Source organism: Aromatoleum sp. (assembly GCF_036675785.1).
Taxonomy (GTDB): domain Bacteria; phylum Pseudomonadota; class Gammaproteobacteria; order Burkholderiales; family Rhodocyclaceae; genus Aromatoleum.
Window position 1 is genome coordinate 61446 of the sequence record NZ_JAKFEF010000038.1, and the last position, 19581, is coordinate 81026.

Sequence of the window (19581 nt, forward strand, 5' to 3'; positions counted from 1 at the left end):
TTGCTGCGACGCAGCGCCAATCTTGACCAAACGCCGAGTGACCGGTAACGTTCGTCGTTTAGAACGTGATAATGAGCGAGTTTGCGATGGTGCTGACTGGTGCGGAAATTGTAATCAGGTGCCTGCAGGAAGAAAAGGTCGAATACGTGTTCGGCTATCCCGGCGGCGCGGTACTCTACATTTACGACGCACTATTCAATCAGGACCGGGTACGCCACGTACTCGTCCGCCACGAGCAGGCCGCAGTCCATGCCGCCGACGGCTTTGCCCGCAGCACCGACAAGGTCGGCGTCGCGCTTGTGACGTCCGGCCCGGGCGCGACGAACGCGATCACCGGTATCGCGACCGCCTACTGCGACTCGATCCCGATGGTCATCATCAGCGGCCAGGTGCCGACCGCGGCGATCGGCCAGGACGCGTTCCAGGAAGTCGACACCGTCGGCATCACGCGGCCGTGCGTCAAGCACAACTTCCTCGTCAAGGACGTCCGGGACATCGCCGCGACGATCAAGAAGGCATTCTATCTCGCAAAGACCGGCCGGCCCGGCCCGGTGCTCGTCGACATCCCGAAGGACGTGTCGATGCACAAGTGCGAGTTCGAGTACCCGCAGGAAGTCTCGATGCGCTCGTACAATCCGGTCGTCAAGGGTCACCAGGGCCAGATCCGCAAGGCCGTGCAGCTGCTGCTCGAAGCGAAGCGGCCAATGATCTACACCGGTGGCGGCGTCGTGCTCTCCGATGCGGCGGAGCAGCTCACGAAACTCACGCGCCTGCTCGGTTTCCCGATCACGAACACCCTGATGGGCCTCGGCGGTTATCCGGCGAGCGACGGTCAGTACGTGGGTATGCCCGGGATGCACGGCACCTATGAAGCGAACATGGCGATGCACTACTGCGACGTGCTGCTCGCGGTCGGTGCCCGTTTCGACGACCGGGTCATCGGCGACCCGGAAAACTTCGCCGAAGAGCCGCGCAAGATCATCCACGTCGACATCGACCCGTCGTCGATCTCGAAGCGCGTCAAGGTCGATATCCCGATCGTCGGCGACGTGAAGGAAGTGCTCGACGAAATGATTCGCCAGCTCGAAGCTTCCTCCGCACGTCCGGATGGCGAAGCGCTGGCGACCTGGTGGAAGCAGGTCGACGAGTGGCGCCGCCGCGAGTGCATGAAGTACAAGAACTCGGACGAGATCATCAAGCCGCAGTTCGTGATCCAGAAACTGTGGGAAGTCACCGGCGGCGACGCGTTCATCACCTCCGACGTCGGCCAGCACCAGATGTGGGCCGCGCAGTACTACCGCTTCGACAAGCCGCGCCGCTGGCTGAACTCCGGTGGCCTCGGCACGATGGGCGTCGGCCTGCCGTACGCGATGGGTGCGCAGTTCGCGCACCCCGGCTCGCCGGTCGCGTGCGTGACCGGCGAAGCATCGATCCAGATGAACATCCAGGAACTGTCGACGTGCAAGCAGTTCCGGCTGCCGATCAAGATCTGCAACCTGAACAACCGCTACCTCGGCATGGTCCGCCAGTGGCAGCAGCTTTTCCACGGCGAGCGCTATTCCGAGTCCTACATGGATTCGCTGCCCGACTTCGCGAAGCTCGCCGAGGCCTACGGCCACGTCGGACTGCGGGTCGAACGACCGGCCGACGTCGAGGGTGCGCTGCGCGAAGCGTTCGCGCGCAAGAACGACCTCGTGTTCCTCGATTTCCAGATCGACCAGACCGAGAACGTGTATCCGATGGTCCAGGGCGGCAAGGGTCTCACCGAGATGATCCTGTCGGCCGAGGACCTGTAACACCCGATATTTCTCGCGGGGCGCGGCGACATCGACGTCGCGCCGCCCGGCGAGGCGCCTACCGGCCCCTCGTCGCCGCGGATGCCGGCCGCCGGCAGTCCGTGTCCGCGGGATCACCGGCTCCCCGTAGACCCTCAAGAGAACAACATGAGACACGTCATCTCCCTGCTGATCGAGAACGAATCGGGCGCGCTGTCGCGTGTCTCCGGCCTGTTCTCGGCGCGCGGCTACAACATCGAATCGCTGACCGTCGCGCCGACCGAGGACGCGTCGATGTCGCGCATGACTATCGTCACGACCGGCTCGGACGACATCATCGAACAGATCACGAAGCAGCTGAACAAGCTCGTCGAAGTCGTCAAGGTCGTCGATATTTCCGAAGCCGCCCACATCGAGCGCGAGCTGATGCTCACGAAAGTGCGCGCGACCGGCAAGGACCGCGAGGAGATGAAGCGCATGGCCGACATCTTCCGGGCGCGCATCATCGACGTGACCGACACGTCCTACGTCGTCGAGCTGACCGGCAACCAGTCCAAGCTCGACGCCTTCATCAACGCGATCGACCCGGCACTGGTGCTCGAAACCGTGCGCTCGGGCGTCTGCGGCATCGGCCGCGGCGATCGCATCCTGAAGGTCTGACCGCCAACCCCGTTTGCGGCCGGCAGCGCTGCCGTTATCATGGCGGCCGCCGGCGCTGATGCCATCGAAACCAGAAAGGAAGATCATGAAAGTCTATTACGACAAGGACGCCGACCTCTCGCTGATCAAAGGCAAAGAGATCGCGATCATCGGCTACGGCTCACAAGGCCACGCGCACGCGCAGAACCTCAATGAATCCGGCTGCAAGGTCACCGTCGGCCTGAGGAAGAGCGGCGCTTCGTGGAAGAAGGCGGAAGCGGCCGGCCTCACCGTCAAGGAAGTCGCCGAAGCGGTCGCCAGCGCGGACCTGGTCATGATCCTGCTGCCCGACGAGAACATCCCCGAGGTGTATCGCAACGACGTCGAGCCGAACATCAAGCAGGGCGCGACGCTCGCGTTCGCACACGGCTTCAACGTGCACTACAACCAAGTCGTGCCGCGCGCGGACCTCGACGTCGTGATGATCGCGCCGAAGGGCCCGGGCCACACGGTGCGTTCCGAGTACCTGAAGGGCGGCGGCGTGCCGTCGCTGATCGCGGTGCATCAGGACCAGTCGGGCAAGGCGAAGGACATCGCGCTGTCGTACGCGGCGGCGATCGGCGGCACGAAGGGCGGCGTCATCGAAACGAACTTCCGCGAAGAGACCGAAACCGACCTTTTCGGTGAGCAAGCCGTGCTGTGCGGCGGCGCCGTCGAGCTCGTGAAGATGGGCTTCGAGACGCTGACCGAAGCCGGTTACGCGCCCGAAATGGCCTATTTCGAGTGCCTGCACGAGCTGAAGCTGATCGTCGACCTGATGTACGAAGGCGGCATCGCGAACATGAACTACTCGATCTCGAACAACGCCGAGTACGGCGAGTACGTGACCGGCCCGGAAGTCATCAACGAGAAGTCCCGCGAAGCGATGCGCGCCGCACTGAAGCGCATCCAGACCGGCGAATACGCGAAAATGTTCATCCAGGAAGGCCGCTCGAACTACCCGTCGATGACGGCGCGCCGTCGCCTGAACGCGGCGCATCCGATCGAGCAGGTCGGCGGCCAGCTGCGCGAAATGATGCCGTGGATCCGCAAGAACAAGCTGGTCGACCAGACGAAGAACTGAGTCCTGGCGAAAGGAGCCGCGCGCGTCGCGGCTCGCGGCCGGATGTCGATCGCGATCCTGACGGGTTTGCCCCCGCGTCGCTTTCGGCGCGCCGCGCGCCAGACATCGACCGGACCGGTCGGCGCTCCGATTCCCCTCGCCCCACGGGCCGGGTTCCGCGTTGCGCGGGAACCCGGCCTTTTTTGTCCCGGATACGCCATGTCCAATAACTATCCCCATCCGATCCTCGCCCGCGAAGGCTGGCCGTTCATCGCGATCGCGCTCGCCGTGGCCGTGGTCATCAACGGCGCCGCGGGCTTCGCATGGGCGCTGCCCTTCTGGGTGCTGTTCGTGTTCGTCGTGCAGTTCTTCCGCGATCCGCCGCGGCCGATTCCGCAAGGCGAGAAGGACGTACTCTCGCCGGCCGACGGCCGCATCGTCGCGATCGAGCCCGTGCGCGACCCGTACCTCGACCGCGACAGCCTGAAAATCAGCGTGTTCATGAACGTCTTCAACGTCCATTCGAACCGCAGCCCGGTCGACGGGGAAGTGATCCAGCGCTGGTACAACGCGGGACGTTTCGTCAACGCCGCGCTCGACAAGGCGTCGGTCGAGAACGAGCGCAACGCGCTGCACCTGCGGCTCGCCAACGGCCAGGACGTGACCTGCGTGCAGGTCGCCGGCCTGATCGCGCGGCGGATTCTTTGCTATGTTGAAGCGGGGTCGCGACTCCGGCGCGGTGAGCGCTACGGGTTCATCCGCTTCGGTTCGCGCGTCGACGTCTATCTGCCGCCGGGCAGCCGCGCGCGCGTGACGATCGGCGACAAGGTTTCGGCGTCGAGCACAGTACTTGCTGAGTTGCCGTGAGGACCGTCGGCGGCCTGCTCGCGTCGCCGGCTTTGTAATCGAACGGACATCCGGGAACTACCCGCCAACCGCGGAACAAGTCATTCCATGCCACTGATTCCCCTCGAGAAACGTCGCCGCGGGATCTACATCCTGCCGAACCTGTTCACGACCGCCGCGCTGTTTGCCGGTTTTTACGCGATCGTGCAAGCGATGAACCTTCGCTTCGAGCATGCCGCGGTCGCGATCTTTGTCGCGATGGTGCTCGACGGGCTCGACGGACGGGTCGCGAGGCTCACACGAACCCAAAGCGAATTCGGCGCCGAATACGATTCGCTGTCAGACATGGTGTCGTTCGGCGCCGCCCCGGCGCTCGTAATGTACGAGTGGGCGCTGAAGGACATGGGGAAGTTCGGCTGGATCGCGGCGTTCATCTACTGCGCCGGCGCCGCGCTGCGGCTCGCGCGCTTCAACACGAACATCGGCGTGATCGACAAGCGGTATTTCCAGGGTTTGCCGAGCCCGGCCGCCGCGGCGTTGATCGCCGGTCTCGTCTGGGTCGTCATCGACAACGGGCTGACCGGTCAGGACGTGAGCTGGTTCGCGGCCCTGCTAACGATCTTCGCCGGCGTATCGATGGTCAGCAACGTGCTCTTCTGGAGCGGCAAGGACATCAACCTGCGGAAGAGCGTTCCGTTCATCGTCGTCATCGCGCTCGTGATGGCGTTCGCGCTGGTGTCGAGCTATCCGCCGGGGGTGCTGTTCGCGCTGTTCCTCGTCTACGCGGCGTCCGGCTACGTGATCTACTTCTGGCGCTTCGCGCAGAAACGTCGCCGTCGCGAAGCGGTCGCGGCGACCGAACGCCGGGACGAACCGACCGAATGAGCGCCTCGGCGGAAATCTCCGCCGGGCGTGCGGTTTCACGTTTTCTTGACGGAAAGTTGAAGCGCGCTTGACGTCGCCACTGCGAGGATGCGGGCCGGTTGTCACCGGAGCTTCCGATGTCCTCGCTGCCGAGTCCCACCCAGCTCGATCGCTTTTTCCTGCTCTCGTGGCTGCTCGCGTGCGCCCAGCTCGCGAGCAGCCAGACGTCCGCCCAATACGCCGGATTCGCCGTCGCGGCATGGTCGCTCGCGACGACGCTTACCTACGCATTCCTCTATCTCCTCCCCGCTGTCACCGCGGGGCACGTGCTGCGACGCCTCCTCGGCCGTGCCGCTCCGACCCGCGGGCGGGGCGCAGTTCTCGCGGTCGCGACAGTCGGACTCGCCGCACTCACGCACGTCCTGCTCTTTTCCGACCGGGTGATCTTCCGGATGTACGGGTTCCACATCAACGGTTTCGTCGTGGACCTGGTGTCAACGCCGGGAGGCATCGAATCGCTCGGCGCGAGCACCGGCACCGTGCTGACTGCGGCACTGATCGTGCTCGGCCTGATCGCGACCCACGCGTTCGCTTACGCGTGGACGACGCGCGCTCGACGCCTCGCGAGCGGCTCTTCGCGCCGTCAGTGGAGCGCGGCCCTCGCGCTCTTCGTCGTCCTGACCCTCGGCGAGCGCATCGCCTACGGCTACAGCGCGATGACGAACTTCCAGCCGATCCTGTTCGCGAGCGAGCGCTACCCGTTGTACCAGCCGCTGACCTTCGGGCGGCTCGCGAAACGGCTCGGCGTCGCCGCGGACGAGGTTCCCGCCGCCCGGCTGCATGTCGGCGGCGGCGCGCTGACCTATCCGCTCGCCGCGCTGACCGTGGAGGCGCCGAGCCGGCCGCTGAACATCGTCTGGCTGGTGGCTGAGTCGCTACGTTTCGACATGCTGGATCCGGAGATCATGCCCAATCTCCGGGCGCTGTCGAACGACGCGCTGCGCCTCGAAAATCACTACAGCGGCGCGAACATGACGCAGATGGGCGTGTTCTCGATGTTCTACGGGCTCTACGGAAACTACTGGTTTACGATGCTCGCCGCCCGCCGCCAGCCGGTGCTGATGGACGTGCTGCAGCAGCAGGACTACCAATTCAGCCTGCACACGAGCCAGCGTTTCACCTACCCCGCATTCGACAAGACCGTGTTCGCGGGAATGCGTCCGGGCGATCTTCACCCGCTCGACACCGGCGGCAGCGCCTGGCAGCGCGACGCGATCAACATCGACCACATGACCCGCTTCATCGACGGCAGGGACCGCGCGCGCCCGTTCATGACCTACATGTTTTTCGAGGGGACGCACGCGAACTACGACTTCCCCGAAGCCGGTGCCATCGCGCGGCCCTACCTCGAGGATTTCAACTACCTGACCACCGACTTCGCCACCCAGATGCCGCTGATCAAGAACCGCTACGTCAACGCCGCGCATCAGGTGGACAAGCAGATCGGTCGCGTCGTCGAGCACCTGCGCGCGAGCGGTTTGCTCGACGATACGATCGTCATCGTGCTCGGGGATCATGGCGAGGAATTCATGGAGCGCAGCCGATGGGGCCATGGCGCGCAATTCAACCGCTTCCAGACGGGAACCCCCGCGGTGATCCGCGTCCCGGGCCGCAAGCCGGCCGTGATCACCGGGATCACCAGCCATCTCGACCTTCCCGCGACGCTGATGCCCCTGCTCGGCGTCCGTAATCCGGCGTCGGACTACTCGCTCGGCCAGGACCTGTTCGCCCCCGGCTTCCATCGCCGCTACGCCGTCGTCGCGGACTGGAACCGCGTCGCGTATATCGGCGACGACTTCAAGGTCACGTTCCCGATCAACGCGCTCGGCGCCGGGCGCAACGAAGCGACCGACGGCGAAGACCATCCGCTGGACGACCCGGCGGCGGCGATCATCACGATCCGCTCGTCGATGGTCGAGATAATGGGTAATCTCGCACGCTTCAGCGGCCGAGGCTGAACGAAGACGCCCGCATCCCGACCGGATCCGAAACCATGCGACTGCTGCTCGTCGAAGACAATCGCGACATCCTCGCTAATCTGGCGGACTATCTCGCGCTCAAAGGCTACGTTGTTGACTGTGCGCAGGACGGCCTCACCGGCCTGCACCTCGCGGCGACGCAGCGCTACGACCTGATCGTGCTCGACGTGATGCTGCCCGGCGTCGACGGTTATGCGCTGTGCGAGCGGCTGCGGGAGACCGAGCGGGACCAGACGCCGGTCATCATGCTGACGGCGCGCGACGCCCTCGACGACCGGCTGCACGGCTTTCGCGCGGGCGCCGACGATTACCTGACCAAGCCCTTCGCGCTGTCGGAACTGGCCGCCCGCATCGAAGCGGTGTTGAAGCGCAGCCGCGTGGGCGGGCGCCGCCAGATCGTCGTCGGCGACCTGCAGTACGACCTCGACACGCTGGAAGTGCGGCGCGGCGGGCAGACGCTGCACGTCGGGCCGATCGGCCTCAAGCTGCTCGAAGTGCTGATGCGCAAGAGCCCCGCCGTCGTGCGGCGCGAACTGCTCGAAACCGCGCTGTGGGGCGACTCGCCGCCCGACAGCGACAGCCTGCGCAGCCACATCCATAACTTGCGCCAACAAGTCGACAAACCCTTCGCATCCGCGCTGCTGCATACGGTGCATGGCATCGGCTATCGCCTGACTGCGGACTGACATGCCCGCCCGGCAGAGCCTCGCAAACCGCATTGTCGCGGCTTTCGTACTGATGACGGTCGCGGTCGCGGGCCTGTTCTCGCTGTCGATCATCCTCGCCGTCGATGGAGTCGAGCTCGAGCTGGTGTCGGACTCGATGAACCGCCATCTCGATTTCCTCATCGCCGAGCGGCGTGCCGGCCGCGATCCGGCGCCGGGCCTCGATATGACGCTGTACGTCGTTCCCGCCGGGGAACTTTCGTCGCTGCCCGCGTGGCTGCAGGGGCGCGGCCCGGGCCTGTACGAGGAAGTGAGCGACGACGACGCATACCACGTGATGATCCGCGACGAGGACGGCCGGCGCCACGTGCTGCTGCTCGACCAGGAAGATTTCGAACGCCGCGAGCAGACCCGCCTCCACATCGTCTCGTTCGGTTTCGTGCTCTCGATTCTCGTCGCGTGGCTCCTCGGCAAGGCCCTTGCCCGGACCGTGATCGCGCCCGTCGTCAGACTGTCCGGCCAGGTTCAGCACCGCGACCAGTTGCTGCCGCTCGCACCGCCGCTCGCGCCGGACTATGCCGACGACGAGGTCGGCAAGCTCGCCGCGGCCTTCGACACGACGCTCGGGCGGTTGCGCGAAGCGCTCGAGCGGGAGCAGTTGTTCACCAGCGACGTCAGTCACGAACTGCGAACCCCGTTGATGATCATCGCGAGTTCGGCCGAATTGCTGCTCGAACATCGTTCGGCGTCCGACAGCCAGCGCCGACAGGTCGAGCGGATCGCGCGGGCCTGCTCCGAAATGCAGGAACTCGTCGAAACCTTTCTCGGTCTCGCGCGCGCGCCGCAGGACAAGCAGGCGCCGCTCGCCGGCACTTCGCTCGCGGACGCCGCCGACGAACAGTTGCACCGCTGGCAGCCGGAAGCGGCGCGCCGCGGGCTCGAACTGGGGCTGGCCGTCGAATCCCGGGACAACGACGTGTACCCGGGGCCGCTGCTGCGCGCGGTACTGACGAATCTGCTGCGCAACGCGATCCATTACACCGACCGCGGTTTCGTGCGCCTCGTGATCCGCGCCGGCGGCTTCAGCGTCGTCGACTCCGGCGCAGGCATTCCCGAAGGCGAACGCGCGAAAATCTTCCGACCCTTTGCGCGCGGCGAGGCGAGCCGGGGCGACGGTATCGGCATCGGTCTTTCGATCGTCGCCCGCATTTGCCAGCGCCAGGGATGGGCCGTCCGCCTCGAGGAACCCGCGGGCGGCGGCTGCGAGTTCCGCGTCGATCTTCACCGGGTTTGACGCTTTCTTGACCCTCGTGCGACGGGGCGTTGACGCCGCGGGCCGTACCCTCGCAGGCATCGTCATCCCAGGAGCCCCGAATGCACGATGCCGTCTCCGGCCCGGTCCGACTCCCGTTCTCGGAAAAATACGACCGCCACCACGCGCAGGCCTATCTCGAGAAGCACCGTGACGGCCTCGCCCGTCGCCTTTCCCACTGGCGCGACGAGCAACTCGCGCGCACCGCCCTCGCACTCGCCGGCGACCCGACGCTCGTGCTCGATCTGCCGTGCGGCGCCGGGCGCTTCTGGCCGCTGCTCGCGGAACGGGCGGGCCGGATCATCATCGGCGCCGACAATTCGGCCGCGATGCTCGACGTCGCCCTCGCCGCGCATCCGCCGTCGCTCGTCGAGCGCGTGCGCACGCTGCGCACCTCCGCGTTCGACATCGAACTGCCCGACCGCTCGGTCGATTGCATCTTCTCGATGCGCCTCGCGCACCACATCGGCGACGCCACGCACCGCGTCGCGATGCTGCGCGAATTCCACCGCGTCGCGCGGGACACCGTGATCCTCTCGCTGTGGGTCGACGGCAACTACAAGGCGTGGAAACGCAGGCAGCTCGAGGAGAAGCGCGCGCAGCGGGGCGAGAGCGGCGTCCAGAACCGCTTCGTGCTACCGGCGCGCACCGTCGAGCAGGAGTTCCGCTCGTCGGGCTTCCGCGTCCTCGGCCACTTCGACTTCTTGCCGCGCTACGCGATGTGGCGCGTGTATGTGCTGCGCAGGAGCGGCACATGATCGAATCCGGCATCCTGCCCCTCTTCACACCAGCCGCCGAGAAACACGCGTACTGGTGGAACGTCGCCGGCGAATGGGTCGAAGCGCCAAACGTGCGGCGGCACGGCTGGAGCGGCGTGCTGCGCGTACGTCACGACGTCGGAATCGTCTACGTCAAGCGGCAGTACAACCACCTGTGCCGAACACTGGCCCATCCGTTCGGGTGGCCGACGGCGAGCCGAGAGCACCTTCATCTTCACGTGCTGCGACAACTCGAACTGAACGTGCCCGTCCCGCTGTTCCACGCCGTGATGCGCCGTGCCGGCGCGGTCGAAGCCGTCCTCGTCACCGCGGCGCTCGAGGGCTTCGCCCCGTTGAACGCGCTACCGCGTCTCGATCACATCGAGCGCACCGCCGTCGCCCGCGAGGTCGGCCACGTCGTCGGCAGGATGCATCGGGCCCGCATCCAGCACAGCTGCCTGTACGACAAGCACGTCATGGTGCGGTGGCACGGCGCCGCACCGGAAGTCGCGCTGCTCGACCTGGAAAAGGCTCGCGCCCGGCTAACCCCGGGGGCCGCCGCGCGCCACGACCTCGATCAGCTGCGGCGGCATCAGGATCTATGGTCTGCCCCCGAGTGGGAGTTGCTGCTCGCAAGTCACGCCCGTGCGATGGCGGGCGCAGGCGCCGCACGAGGAGACGCGCAGCGCGAGGCGGGCCGCCCGCGGTCGTTCGAAGTGCGGCCGCAGGCGGGCGTTTAGCGGAAGGAAGCGCGACGGGTCCGCAGGAGCGCGTCGGCGAATCCGCCTACGCGCGGATCTCGGCCATCAGGCGCTTCAGGTCCAGCGTGCGCGCGCGCTCGGTGATCTGCGGCGCGTACTGCGCCTGGAGTCCGCGCGCGCTGTCGACGGTCTGCGCGAAGGTCGACTTCAGGCTCGCGGCGTCGAGCTTGCGCCCCCCGGCGTAATAGCGCTTCGCGACGTGGCCGAGCGCGTAGGTCGTCGCGAACGAAAACGCGGACCCGGTCGCCTCGCTGCCGATCGTCCGACCGGTGCGGCCGAGGACCTTGCCGAGCAGGCCGCCGACCAGCTTGCGACCGAACTGTTCGACGTACTGTGACGTCAGCCCGACGCCGACCGTCGCGAGGAAATCGGTGATGTGGCCGCGGTCGAGTTCGTACCCGTGCGCCTTGCCGACGCGATAGACGAGCCGCGTCTGCAGCGGAATGATCGCCATCGACGCGAGCGTCTCGGGCAGGAGTTCGAGGGCGCCGTTGAGGATCGCCGCGTTGAGGATCATGCGGTCGAGTTCGGGCTGATCCGCGGACGCCGCGGGCGGCAACTCGGGAATCAGTTCCTCGACGGGCGCCGCCGCGAGCGCGTCGGCTTCGCGGACCACCGGCGCCACGGCCGCTCGAGCGAGCCCGAGCAGGTCGCCGAGACGATCGAGAAACGCGGTCTCGTCCGCGTCGTGGACGCCGTCGGCGTCGCATACGCCGACCGCCATCTCGAACGCGAGCTGGCGCAGTTCGGGGGAATCGAGTCCCGCGACCGCCTGTTCGAGCGTTACCCGCTTCAGCAGCACGTCTTGGTACAGGCGCATGAAATCGCCGCCGGACTGCGCCGAAAGCGATTCTGCGACATCGCGCACGTGATCGCGCTCACGCGGATCCTGATGGCCGTCGGAAAAGGCCGCCATCAGGCAGACGGTCAGCAGCGAGCGGGTCTGTTCAGGGTTCATCGTGTTCTCCCGTTGGTTGAAATATATCGGCCGGACGCAGCCGGTTGTTCCCGATCAGGCCGCGGGGAGCGTCAGCACCGCACGCAGCCCGCCAGCCGCGGATTCTTCGAGCCGCGCGTCGCCGCCGTACAGGCGGGCGAGATCGCGCACGATCGCCAGGCCGAGGCCCGACCCCGGCACCTGCTCGTCGGCACGCACGCCGCGCTCGAACACCGCTTCGCGTTCGTCCGGTGCGAGGCCCGGCCCATCGTCTTCGACGACGACCTGCAATTGCCCGGAAGCGGCCGACAGCCGCACGTCGACGCGCCGCGCCGCCCACTTGCAAGCGTTGTCGAGAAGGTTCCCGAGCATTTCCTGCAGGTCCTGTTCTTCGCCGCGAAAGACCGGTTCGGCCTGCCCGGCGGCGGGCGGTTCGATCGCGATTTGCAGCCGGCGTTCCGCATGCAGCCGCTCCATCACCCGCAGCAGCGCGTCGAGCGCCGGCCTGACCGGGGTGCGCAGGCCCGGTACTCTCGTCGCGGCGGCGGCGCGTGCCCGCGCGAGGTGGTAATCGACCTGGCGCTGCGCGGCGTCGACCTGCTCGGCGACGAGCGTCGCGAGCGCGCCCTGCTCCCGCACGGCCGCATTGCCGAGCACCGCGAGCGGCGTCTTCACCGCGTGGGCAAGATTGCCGGCCTGGGTGCGAGCGCGCGCGACGACCTCGGCGTCGTGCTCGAGCAGTGCGTTGAGTTCGTCGACGAGCGGCTGGACCTCGTTGGGATATGTGCCTTCGAGTTGCCGGCCGCGCCCGTCCCGCACCGTTGCGAGCGCCGCCCGCAGCCGGCGCAGCGGCGCGAGCCCGACCGACACCTGCAGGCCCACCGCGACGACGAGGCCCGCCGCGAGCACGCCGAGCGCGACGATCAGCAGGCCGACGAATTCGCGCACCGGATCGGTCATGCCGCTTTCGTCTGCGGCGACGATCAGCCGGAGCGGCCGGTCGGGGCGTTCGGCCGGTCGCACGACACGTTCCATCATCACGACGCGCCGACGATCGGGACCGTCGATGCGGTGAACATGGACACCGCCGTCGGGCACGCTGTCGGCGGGGACCGCGAGCGTCACATCCCACAGCGAACGCGACCGCAGCACCGCGCGTTCCGCGTCGCCGACGCCGTCGACCTGCCAGTACAGCCCCGAGTACGGCCTCTGCAGTCGCGGATCACTCAGTTCGGCGCGAAGCGTCGGTTCGCCCGCGCTGCCGGTTTCGATGTTCGCCGTCAGCTGGTCGAGATGAAGGTGGAGTTCGGCCTCGAAGCGCGCCGCGACGTGCTGCCGGAAAAGGTCCGTCAGCACGAAGCCGGTCACCGTCAGCGTGCCGAGGATCCAGACGAGGCTGCCCGCGAGCAGCCGGACGCGCAGCGAGCCGCGCGACGCGGGGCGCCCGCTCACGTCGGGTCCGTGAGCCGGTACCCGAGTCCGCGCACGGTCTCGATCAGGCCGGGCGGGAGCTTCTTGCGCAGTCGCCCGATGAAGACTTCGATGGTGTTCGAATCGCGGTCGAAGTCCTGCGCGTAGATGTGCTCGGTCAGTTCGCTGCGCGACACGACCTCGTCCCGGTGGTGCATCAGGTAGGCGAGCACCCGCAGCTCGTGGCTCGTCAGGCTCACGGCCTGTCCGTCGACGGTCACGCGCCCGGCGCGCGTGTCGAGCACCACGGGGCCGCACGCGAGTTCGGCGCTCGCGTGTCCGCCCGCGCGGCGGATCAGTGCCCGCAAGCGCGCGAGCAACTCCTCCATGTGGAACGGCTTCGTCAGGTAATCGTCCGCCCCCGCGTCGATGCCCGCGACCTTCTCATGCCAGTTGTCGCGCGCGGTGAGAATCAGGACCGGCATCGTCCTGCCGGCCGCGCGCCACTTCTTCAGCACGGTGATCCCGTCCATCAGCGGCAGACCGAGATCGAGCACGACCGCATCGAGCGGCTCGACGTCGCCGATGAAATGCGCGTCACGGCCGTTGTCGGCCCGATCGACCGCGTAACCGGCTTCCGTCAGCCCTTCGACGAGCTGCGCGGCGAGCTTCGGCTCGTCTTCCACGACCAGAATCCGCATCGGTCCTGCTCCTCTTAGCGACCTTCGCGCCGCGCGTCCCGCCCCTTGACCCGGAGCACCGCGGCGCTGCGGGCGTCGATCTCGAGCTTGACGAGCCTGCCGTCCCCGCCGATCAGCTCGATCTCGTAGATCCACGTCCCGTGTTCGCGCTCGAGTTCGACTTCGACGACGTCGCCCGGGTAGTCGCGCGCGACCTTGTCGAGGATCGCCCGCAGCGGCAGGACTTCTCCGCGTTCGAGCGCTTGGCGCGCGCGGTCGTGGTCCGACTCGCCCGCGACGCCCGCAGACGGGACGAGCCCGGCCGCGAAGACAGCGGCAACGACAAACGCGGATAGGTGCACGACGGATTCCCGGTGGTTGTTCGACGCGTGAAGTTCTACCAACCCGAAAGTGAACGAATGGTGAACGCCCGCTTCAGCCATCGTTCAGCCCGAGGCGCCCAGACTGCACTCAAACGACGGCACCGCAACAGCGCCCGTCCGCTGCAACAGGCTCAATGCCAGGCGCGCCGGCGCCACGAACAAGGATGAAAACATGACGGTGACACCCTATGCAATCGGCTTCCTCTGCGCCCTCCCGCTCGCGGCGACCGTATCGGCCGCCCCGCCGACGAGCCTGATCGAGCGCTACGCGGCGGCGGCAAGGGCGGAGACGCCCCGATTCCCCGGGTTTTCGGCGGCGCGCGGCGAAACCCTGCATCGCACCGAACACGCGGGGGGCAAGCCCGACACGCCGGCCTGCACATCGTGTCACGGAAAGGACGCCCAAGGCCCGGGAAAGACGCGGACCGGCAAGGCGATCGAGCCTATGGCGGCTTCCGCGTCGCCGGGGCGCTACCAGGATCCGGCCAAAGTCGAGAAATGGTTCAAGCGCAACTGCAACGAAGTGCTCGGTCGCGAGTGCACGCCGCGCGAGAAAGGCGACTGGCTCGCGTACATGGCGGGCCAGTGAGCGGCGCGACCAACCGATGAACAAAGACCCGAGGAGCCCTGCAATGAACATCCCGACCCGTTCCATCGCCGCCGGCCTCCTGGTCGTCGGACTGACCGCCGTCGTCCTGGGCAAGGCCCGTGCGGGGGGCGACGACTTCTTTCCGCCAATCGCCGACAAGCTCACCGCCGAGGAATGTGGGGGCTGCCACATGGCTTTTCCCGCCGCAATGCTGCCGGCGGCGTCATGGCGCCGCATGATGACCGAACTGAACGACCATTTCGGCGACGACGCGAGCCTCGACGCCGACACTGCCGCCCGCGTCACCCGCTACCTCGTCGACCACGCCGCGGACACCGGCGGACGGCAGTACGGCCGCAAGCTGATGAAGGGCATCCGCGCCGACGCGTCGCCGCAGCGCATCACCGAACTGCCGAAATGGATCCACGAGCACGACGAAGTGCCGCGCCATGAATGGAAGGAGAAGGACGTGGGTTCGAAGGCGAACTGCCCGGCCTGCCACGTCGATGCGAAGCTCGGCTACTTCGAGGACGACTGAGGCGCCTCCGGGCCGCGATCCTCGCGGTCACGCGACCAACCGTTCCGCCCCGCAACGCGGCACCCGATCCCCCGGTGCCGCCCGTGAACAACTCGATCCCGGACCCCGACGATGAAAACGATACTTGCCGGCTTTCTCTCGCTCGTCACGCTCGCCTGGGCGTTGCCCCCTTCGGACGCCGCGACGAGCGGCGCCGCGCTGCCGTGGATCGTGCGCCAGGAAGCGCTTTACCTCACGGGACTGTGGGCGTTCTCGCTGATGTCGCTGGCGATCGTTCTCGCGACGCGGCCCGCATGGCTCGAACGTCCGCTCGGCGGCATGGACCGCATCTACCGCCTGCACAAATGGGCCGGCATCCTCGCGGTCTCGTTCGCGGCGCTGCATTGGCTCGTCGAAATGTCGGACGACGTCATCAAGAGCCTGTTCGGGCGCGAGGGGCGGCTCCCGAAGGGCCACGAAGGCGGCATCCTCGAAGTCATGCGCGACGTCGGCGAGGATCTCGGCGAGTGGGCGATCTACGCGCTGCTCGCGATGCTCGCCGTCACGCTGTGGAAGCGCTTCCCGTACCGTCCGTGGCGCTCGCTGCACCACGCGATGCCGGTGCTGTATGGAATGCTCGCGATCCACACGGCCTTCCTTGCGCCGCCGAGCTACTGGACTAGCGCGCTCGGCGCGCTGCTCGCGCTCTCAATCGTTGCGGGCACGCACGCCGGCCTACGCTCGCTGTTCGGCCGCGTCGGTCGCTCGCGTCGAGTCACGGGACAGATCGAGGCGCTGCGGGAACAAGCCGCGGGCGTGACGGAAGTGCAATGCCGGCTCGACGGCTGGCGCGGCCACGAGCCGGGGCAGTTCGCATTCGCGACCTTCGACCGGGTCGAGGGCGCGCATCCTTTCACGATCGCGTCGGCCCACCGCGGCGACGGGCGCGTCACGTTCCAGATCAAGGGCCTCGGCGACTACACCCGCGACCTCGCGTCGCGCCTCCGCCCCGGCCAACCGGTCAGGATCGAAGGCCCGTACGGCCGCTTCGACTACCGCCGCTCGCGCAAAGCGGCGCAGATCTGGATCGCGGGAGGCATCGGCGTGACGCCGTTTCTCGCGTGGCTCGAGTCGCTGCAGGAAACGCCGGACGCGGGGCCGAACGCGGACTTCTATTACTGCACGCGGGAAAGCGACGGCGACCCGTTCGTCGCGCGCCTCGAATCGCTGTGCGCAGCGCTGCCGTCGGTCCGGCTCCACGTCGTCGGCACGGACCGCGACGGCCCGCTGACGGCGCTCACGCTGAGCGAACGGCACGACCGGCGCGCCGAAATCTGGTTCTGCGGCCCGCGCGGCTTCGCCGAAGCATTGCGTGACGGCTACCGGGCGCTCGGCATCGACGACTTGCGGTTCCATCAGGAAGCATTCGAACTGCGTTGAGGGCCGGCGCGATTGCACGGATTGACAAAAACAATCGGCATGGCGCTTGCGCGAGTTCAGGCGGCTGCTTTATAGTCGGCCGCATGACTCTCGAACGCGACCTCTCCCTCCTGTCGCTTCGCCTTCTGCCGGCGGGCCTGCTGCTGCTCGGCCCGCTGCTGCGCCCCGCGCGCTAAATATTTCCTCCCCCTCCCTGTTGTTTGTCCGCCGCCCGCGCATCACGCGCAGGCGTCTTGGCATATCCGTTTCCTGACGTCCAATTTCCCGTGGAGCCGACGATGAAAGACCAGTTGATCGTATTCGATACCACCTTGCGCGATGGCGAACAGAGCCCCGGCGCGTCGATGACCCGCGACGAAAAGCTGCGCATCGCCCGGCAACTGGAACGGATGCGCGTCGACGTCATCGAGGCGGGCTTTCCGGCGGCATCGAACGGCGACTTCGAATCGGTGCGCGCGATCGCCGAAGCGATCAAGGAATCGACCGTCTGCGCGCTCGCGCGGGCGAACGAAGCGGACGTCCGCCGCGCCGGCGAGGCGATCAAGCCCGCCGCGCGCGGCCGCATCCACACCTTCATCGCAACCAGCCCGATCCACATGGAAATGAAGCTGCGGATGACGCCCGACCAGGTCGTCGAGCAGGCGGTGCGCGCAGTCGGCTGGGCGAAGGAATACACCGACGATGTCGAGTTCTCGGCCGAGGATGCCGGACGTTCCGAGATCGATTTCCTCGTCCGCATCTTCGACGCGGTCATCCGCGCCGGCGCGAAGACGATCAATGTCCCGGATACCGTCGGCTACAACGTACCGGACCAATATGCCCGGACGATCCGTACCTTGATCGAACGCGTTCCGAACTCGGACAAGGTCATCTGGTCGGTGCATTGCCACAACGACCTCGGCCTCGCGGTCGCGAACTCGCTCGCGGCGGTGATGGCGGGTGCCCGCCAGGTCGAATGCACGCTCAACGGCTTGGGCGAGCGCGCAGGCAACGCCGCGCTCGAGGAACTCGTCATGGCGGTGCGCACGCGCCAGGACGTATTTCCGTGCGACACGCGGGTCGACTCGACACAAATCGTCCCGGCTTCGAAGCTCGTCTCCGGCGTCACCGGCTTCCCGGTGCAGCCGAACAAGGCGATCGTCGGCGCCAACGCGTTCGCGCACGAGTCGGGGATTCACCAGGACGGCGTCCTCAAGCACCGTGAAACCTACGAGATCATGCGTGCCGAGGACGTCGGCTGGACGACCAACAAGCTCGTGCTCGGCAAGCATTCGGGCCGCAACGCGTTCCGCAGCCGGCTGCACGAAATCGGCATCGTCGTCGAGTCCGAGGAACATCTCAACCACGCGTTCGCGCGCTTCAAGGAGCTCGCCGACAAGAAGCACGAGATCTTCGATGAGGACTTGCATGCGCTGATGAGCGACGAGATCGTCACGCCCGAGCAGGAACACTACCGCCTCGTCTCGTCGCGCTTCCACTCGGAGACCGGCGAGACACCGCGCGCCGATTTGACAGTATCGGTCGACGGGCAGGAAACGCGCACCTCGGCCGAGGGTTCCGGCCCGGTCGACGCGGCGTTCAAGGCGATCGAGACGTTCGCGAACAGCGGCACCGAGTTGCTGCTTTACTCGGTCAATGCGATCACGACCGGAACCGACGCCCAGGGCGAAGTCACGGTGCGCCTCGCGAAGGAAGGCAAGGTCGTCAACGGCCAAGGCGCGGACACCGACATCATCGTCGCATCGGCGAAAGCCTATCTGAACGCGCTGAACAAGCTGCACGGGAAGTTCGAGCGCCTGAATCCGCAAATTTGACCGGGCGTGGCGCCGTGGCCCGAAGAAGGCCGCGGCGCCCGGGGCTCTCAGCTCCCCGCTGCCCGCTGCCGCGACGGCGCGCTCAGCCGCGCGTAAAGCACGACGATCACGAACAGCAGCGCGGCGAGGATCGCCTCGGCCCATGCAAGCATCCCGCCGAGACCGGGGTCCGCCGCGCGCACGACGCCCTCGACGAGATAGAGCAGCACGAGCATCGACAGCCACTGGTACGTGTAGCGCCGCCCTTTGAGGACGCCGAACAGCGCCGCCATCAACGGCAGCGCCTTCAGCATCATCCAGGAACCGCCGGGGCGCAGCGGCGCGAGCCAGCCTTCCCACAGCACGCACAGCGCGATCAGCGCGACCAGCAGCAGGCTCGCCGCGACGTTCAGCGTGCGCACCTTCACAGCGGACCCGCCAGCCGGACGGCGCTTTGCGCGAGCCGTCGGCCGAGCGCGACGGCCAGACGGATCTCTTCGGGCGACAGTTCGGGATTGCCGTCCGGGCCGGCGACGTGGCTCGCGCCGTAGGGCGTGCCGCCACTGCGGGTCGTGTTGAGTTCGACCTCCGAATACGGGAGACCGACGATCAACATCCCGTGGTGCAGCAAGGGCAGCATCATCGACAGCAGCGTCGCCTCCTGCCCGCCGTGCAGGCTCGCGGTCGACGTGAACACCGCCGCGGGCTTTCCCGTGAGGGTGCCATTGACCCAATCGGCGGCGAGGCCGTCGAGAAAATATTTCAGCGGTGCCGCCATGTTGCCGAAGCGCGTCGGGCTGCCGAGCGCGAGGCCGATGCACTCCTGCAGGTCGCGCGGCTCGACGTAGGGCGGCCCCGACGCGGGGATGTCGTCCTCGACCGCCTCGCACACCGTCGACACCTTCGGCACCGTGCGCACCCGCGCGATGACGCCGGGGACCTGGTAAATGCCGCGCGCGACGTGTTCGGCCAGTGCGCGAACCGAGCCGCGGTGACTGTAGTAGAGGACGAGGATTTCTTTCATCGCGGGCCGCGTGGCTAGAATATGCGCGAATTATACGCGCTGACCTC

At 67.1% G+C, this 19581-nt stretch carries 20 protein-coding genes; 14 read left to right on the top strand and 6 right to left on the bottom strand.

Going from position 1 to position 19581, the window contains the following annotated elements:
• The first annotated feature begins 86 nt into the window (after positions 1-86).
• The 10 genes from V6M37_RS09620 (at position 87) to V6M37_RS09665 (ending at position 10740) form a co-directional block, all read left to right on the top strand.
• Entirely contained in the window at positions 87-1796 is a 1710-nt protein-coding gene (locus tag V6M37_RS09620; RefSeq protein ID WP_332672776.1) for an acetolactate synthase 3 catalytic subunit, read from the top strand.
• 147 nt (positions 1797-1943) lie between these two features.
• Entirely contained in the window at positions 1944-2435 is a 492-nt protein-coding gene (ilvN, locus tag V6M37_RS09625; protein ID WP_332672675.1) for an acetolactate synthase small subunit, read from the top strand.
• Positions 2436-2520: 85 nt separating this feature from the next.
• On the top strand, positions 2521-3537 hold the full coding sequence (gene ilvC, locus V6M37_RS09630; RefSeq protein ID WP_332672677.1) for a ketol-acid reductoisomerase: 1017 nt from the start codon (positions 2521-2523) through the stop codon (positions 3535-3537).
• Positions 3538-3735: 198 nt separating this feature from the next.
• Positions 3736-4383, top strand: a complete 648-nt coding sequence (locus V6M37_RS09635; protein ID WP_332672679.1) for a phosphatidylserine decarboxylase — start codon at positions 3736-3738, stop codon at positions 4381-4383.
• 87 nt (positions 4384-4470) lie between these two features.
• The gene (pssA, locus tag V6M37_RS09640; RefSeq protein ID WP_332672681.1) at positions 4471-5247 is read left to right on the top strand and encodes a CDP-diacylglycerol--serine O-phosphatidyltransferase; all 777 of its coding nucleotides are present in this window, start codon (positions 4471-4473) and stop codon (positions 5245-5247) included.
• Between the two features lie 116 nt (positions 5248-5363).
• On the top strand, positions 5364-7244 hold the full coding sequence (locus V6M37_RS09645) for a sulfatase-like hydrolase/transferase (RefSeq protein WP_332672683.1): 1881 nt from the start codon (positions 5364-5366) through the stop codon (positions 7242-7244).
• A gap of 35 nt (positions 7245-7279) precedes the next feature.
• Complete coding sequence (locus tag V6M37_RS09650) at positions 7280-7951, top strand: response regulator transcription factor (protein WP_332672685.1); 672 nt, start codon at positions 7280-7282, stop codon at positions 7949-7951.
• A 1-nt stretch (position 7952) separates the two neighbouring features.
• Positions 7953-9224: a sensor histidine kinase gene (locus V6M37_RS09655; protein WP_332672687.1), complete on the top strand. Its 1272-nt coding sequence runs from the start codon at positions 7953-7955 to the stop codon at positions 9222-9224.
• Positions 9225-9304: 80 nt separating this feature from the next.
• Positions 9305-10000, top strand: coding sequence for a class I SAM-dependent methyltransferase (locus V6M37_RS09660; RefSeq protein WP_332672689.1), 696 nt, complete (start codon positions 9305-9307; stop codon positions 9998-10000).
• Positions 9997-10740, top strand: coding sequence for a lipopolysaccharide kinase InaA family protein (locus V6M37_RS09665; RefSeq protein ID WP_332672691.1), 744 nt, complete (start codon positions 9997-9999; stop codon positions 10738-10740). The genes V6M37_RS09660 and V6M37_RS09665 overlap by 4 nt, the downstream gene beginning before the upstream one ends.
• A 46-nt stretch (positions 10741-10786) precedes the next feature.
• On the opposite strand, the gene V6M37_RS09670 is transcribed toward V6M37_RS09665, so the two are convergent.
• Genes V6M37_RS09670 through V6M37_RS09685 form a run of 4 tightly spaced genes read right to left on the bottom strand, consistent with a single transcriptional unit; the run spans position 10787 to position 14150 of the window.
• On the bottom strand, positions 10787-11719 hold the full coding sequence (locus tag V6M37_RS09670) for a YcjF family protein (protein WP_332672692.1): 933 nt from the start codon (positions 11717-11719) through the stop codon (positions 10787-10789).
• A gap of 54 nt (positions 11720-11773) precedes the next feature.
• Positions 11774-13150, bottom strand: coding sequence for a sensor histidine kinase (locus V6M37_RS09675; RefSeq protein ID WP_332672694.1), 1377 nt, complete (start codon positions 13148-13150; stop codon positions 11774-11776).
• Positions 13147-13809, bottom strand: a complete 663-nt coding sequence (locus V6M37_RS09680; RefSeq protein ID WP_332672696.1) for a response regulator transcription factor — start codon at positions 13807-13809, stop codon at positions 13147-13149. Before V6M37_RS09680 ends, V6M37_RS09675 begins: the two co-directional genes overlap by 4 nt.
• 14 nt (positions 13810-13823) lie before the next feature.
• Positions 13824-14150, bottom strand: a complete 327-nt coding sequence (locus V6M37_RS09685) for a PepSY domain-containing protein (protein WP_332672698.1) — start codon at positions 14148-14150, stop codon at positions 13824-13826.
• Positions 14151-14343: 193 nt separating this feature from the next.
• On the opposite strand from V6M37_RS09685, the gene V6M37_RS09690 reads away from it, so the two are divergent.
• The 4 genes from V6M37_RS09690 (at position 14344) to V6M37_RS09705 (ending at position 18531) form a co-directional block, all read left to right on the top strand.
• Complete coding sequence (locus V6M37_RS09690; protein ID WP_332672700.1) at positions 14344-14760, top strand: DUF1924 domain-containing protein; 417 nt, start codon at positions 14344-14346, stop codon at positions 14758-14760.
• Positions 14761-14803: 43 nt separating this feature from the next.
• Positions 14804-15298 (top strand): diheme cytochrome c, encoded by a 495-nt coding sequence (locus tag V6M37_RS09695; RefSeq protein WP_332672702.1) that lies wholly within the window; start codon positions 14804-14806, stop codon positions 15296-15298.
• 111 nt (positions 15299-15409) lie between these two features.
• A complete protein-coding gene (locus tag V6M37_RS09700) occupies positions 15410-16717 on the top strand; it encodes a ferredoxin reductase family protein (protein ID WP_332672704.1) in 1308 nt (435 codons plus the stop codon).
• A gap of 278 nt (positions 16718-16995) precedes the next feature.
• On the top strand, positions 16996-18531 hold the full coding sequence (locus tag V6M37_RS09705; protein WP_332672706.1) for a 2-isopropylmalate synthase: 1536 nt from the start codon (positions 16996-16998) through the stop codon (positions 18529-18531).
• A gap of 47 nt (positions 18532-18578) precedes the next feature.
• Here the strand turns inward: V6M37_RS09705 and V6M37_RS09710 are convergent, their stop codons facing one another.
• The gene (locus V6M37_RS09710; RefSeq protein ID WP_332672708.1) at positions 18579-18938 is read right to left on the bottom strand and encodes a DUF2069 domain-containing protein; all 360 of its coding nucleotides are present in this window, start codon (positions 18936-18938) and stop codon (positions 18579-18581) included.
• On the bottom strand, positions 18935-19534 hold the full coding sequence (wrbA, locus tag V6M37_RS09715) for an NAD(P)H:quinone oxidoreductase (RefSeq protein WP_332672710.1): 600 nt from the start codon (positions 19532-19534) through the stop codon (positions 18935-18937). Before wrbA ends, V6M37_RS09710 begins: the two co-directional genes overlap by 4 nt.
• Positions 19535-19581: the final 47 nt, after the last annotated feature.

Bases quoted from the DNA above. Each gene is read 5' to 3' on its own strand.
- V6M37_RS09645 (WP_332672683.1), top strand. From the start codon at position 5,364: ATGTCCTCGCTGCCGAGTCCCACCCAGCTCGATCGCTTTTTCCTGCTC.
- V6M37_RS09705 (WP_332672706.1), top strand. From the start codon at position 16,996: ATGAAAGACCAGTTGATCGTATTCGATACCACCTTGCGCGATGGCGAA.
- V6M37_RS09695 (WP_332672702.1), top strand. From the start codon at position 14,804: ATGAACATCCCGACCCGTTCCATCGCCGCCGGCCTCCTGGTCGTCGGA.
- wrbA (WP_332672710.1), bottom strand. From the start codon at position 19,534: ATGAAAGAAATCCTCGTCCTCTACTACAGTCACCGCGGCTCGGTTCGC.
- pssA (WP_332672681.1), top strand. From the start codon at position 4,471: ATGCCACTGATTCCCCTCGAGAAACGTCGCCGCGGGATCTACATCCTG.
- V6M37_RS09650 (WP_332672685.1), top strand. From the start codon at position 7,280: ATGCGACTGCTGCTCGTCGAAGACAATCGCGACATCCTCGCTAATCTG.
- V6M37_RS09660 (WP_332672689.1), top strand. From the start codon at position 9,305: ATGCACGATGCCGTCTCCGGCCCGGTCCGACTCCCGTTCTCGGAAAAA.
- V6M37_RS09690 (WP_332672700.1), top strand. From the start codon at position 14,344: ATGACGGTGACACCCTATGCAATCGGCTTCCTCTGCGCCCTCCCGCTC.
- V6M37_RS09665 (WP_332672691.1), top strand. From the start codon at position 9,997: ATGATCGAATCCGGCATCCTGCCCCTCTTCACACCAGCCGCCGAGAAA.
- V6M37_RS09655 (WP_332672687.1), top strand. From the start codon at position 7,953: ATGCCCGCCCGGCAGAGCCTCGCAAACCGCATTGTCGCGGCTTTCGTA.
- V6M37_RS09670 (WP_332672692.1), bottom strand. From the start codon at position 11,719: ATGAACCCTGAACAGACCCGCTCGCTGCTGACCGTCTGCCTGATGGCG.
- V6M37_RS09635 (WP_332672679.1), top strand. From the start codon at position 3,736: ATGTCCAATAACTATCCCCATCCGATCCTCGCCCGCGAAGGCTGGCCG.
- ilvN (WP_332672675.1), top strand. From the start codon at position 1,944: ATGAGACACGTCATCTCCCTGCTGATCGAGAACGAATCGGGCGCGCTG.
- V6M37_RS09680 (WP_332672696.1), bottom strand. From the start codon at position 13,809: ATGCGGATTCTGGTCGTGGAAGACGAGCCGAAGCTCGCCGCGCAGCTC.
- ilvC (WP_332672677.1), top strand. From the start codon at position 2,521: ATGAAAGTCTATTACGACAAGGACGCCGACCTCTCGCTGATCAAAGGC.
- V6M37_RS09620 (WP_332672776.1), top strand. From the start codon at position 87: ATGGTGCTGACTGGTGCGGAAATTGTAATCAGGTGCCTGCAGGAAGAA.
- V6M37_RS09700 (WP_332672704.1), top strand. From the start codon at position 15,410: ATGAAAACGATACTTGCCGGCTTTCTCTCGCTCGTCACGCTCGCCTGG.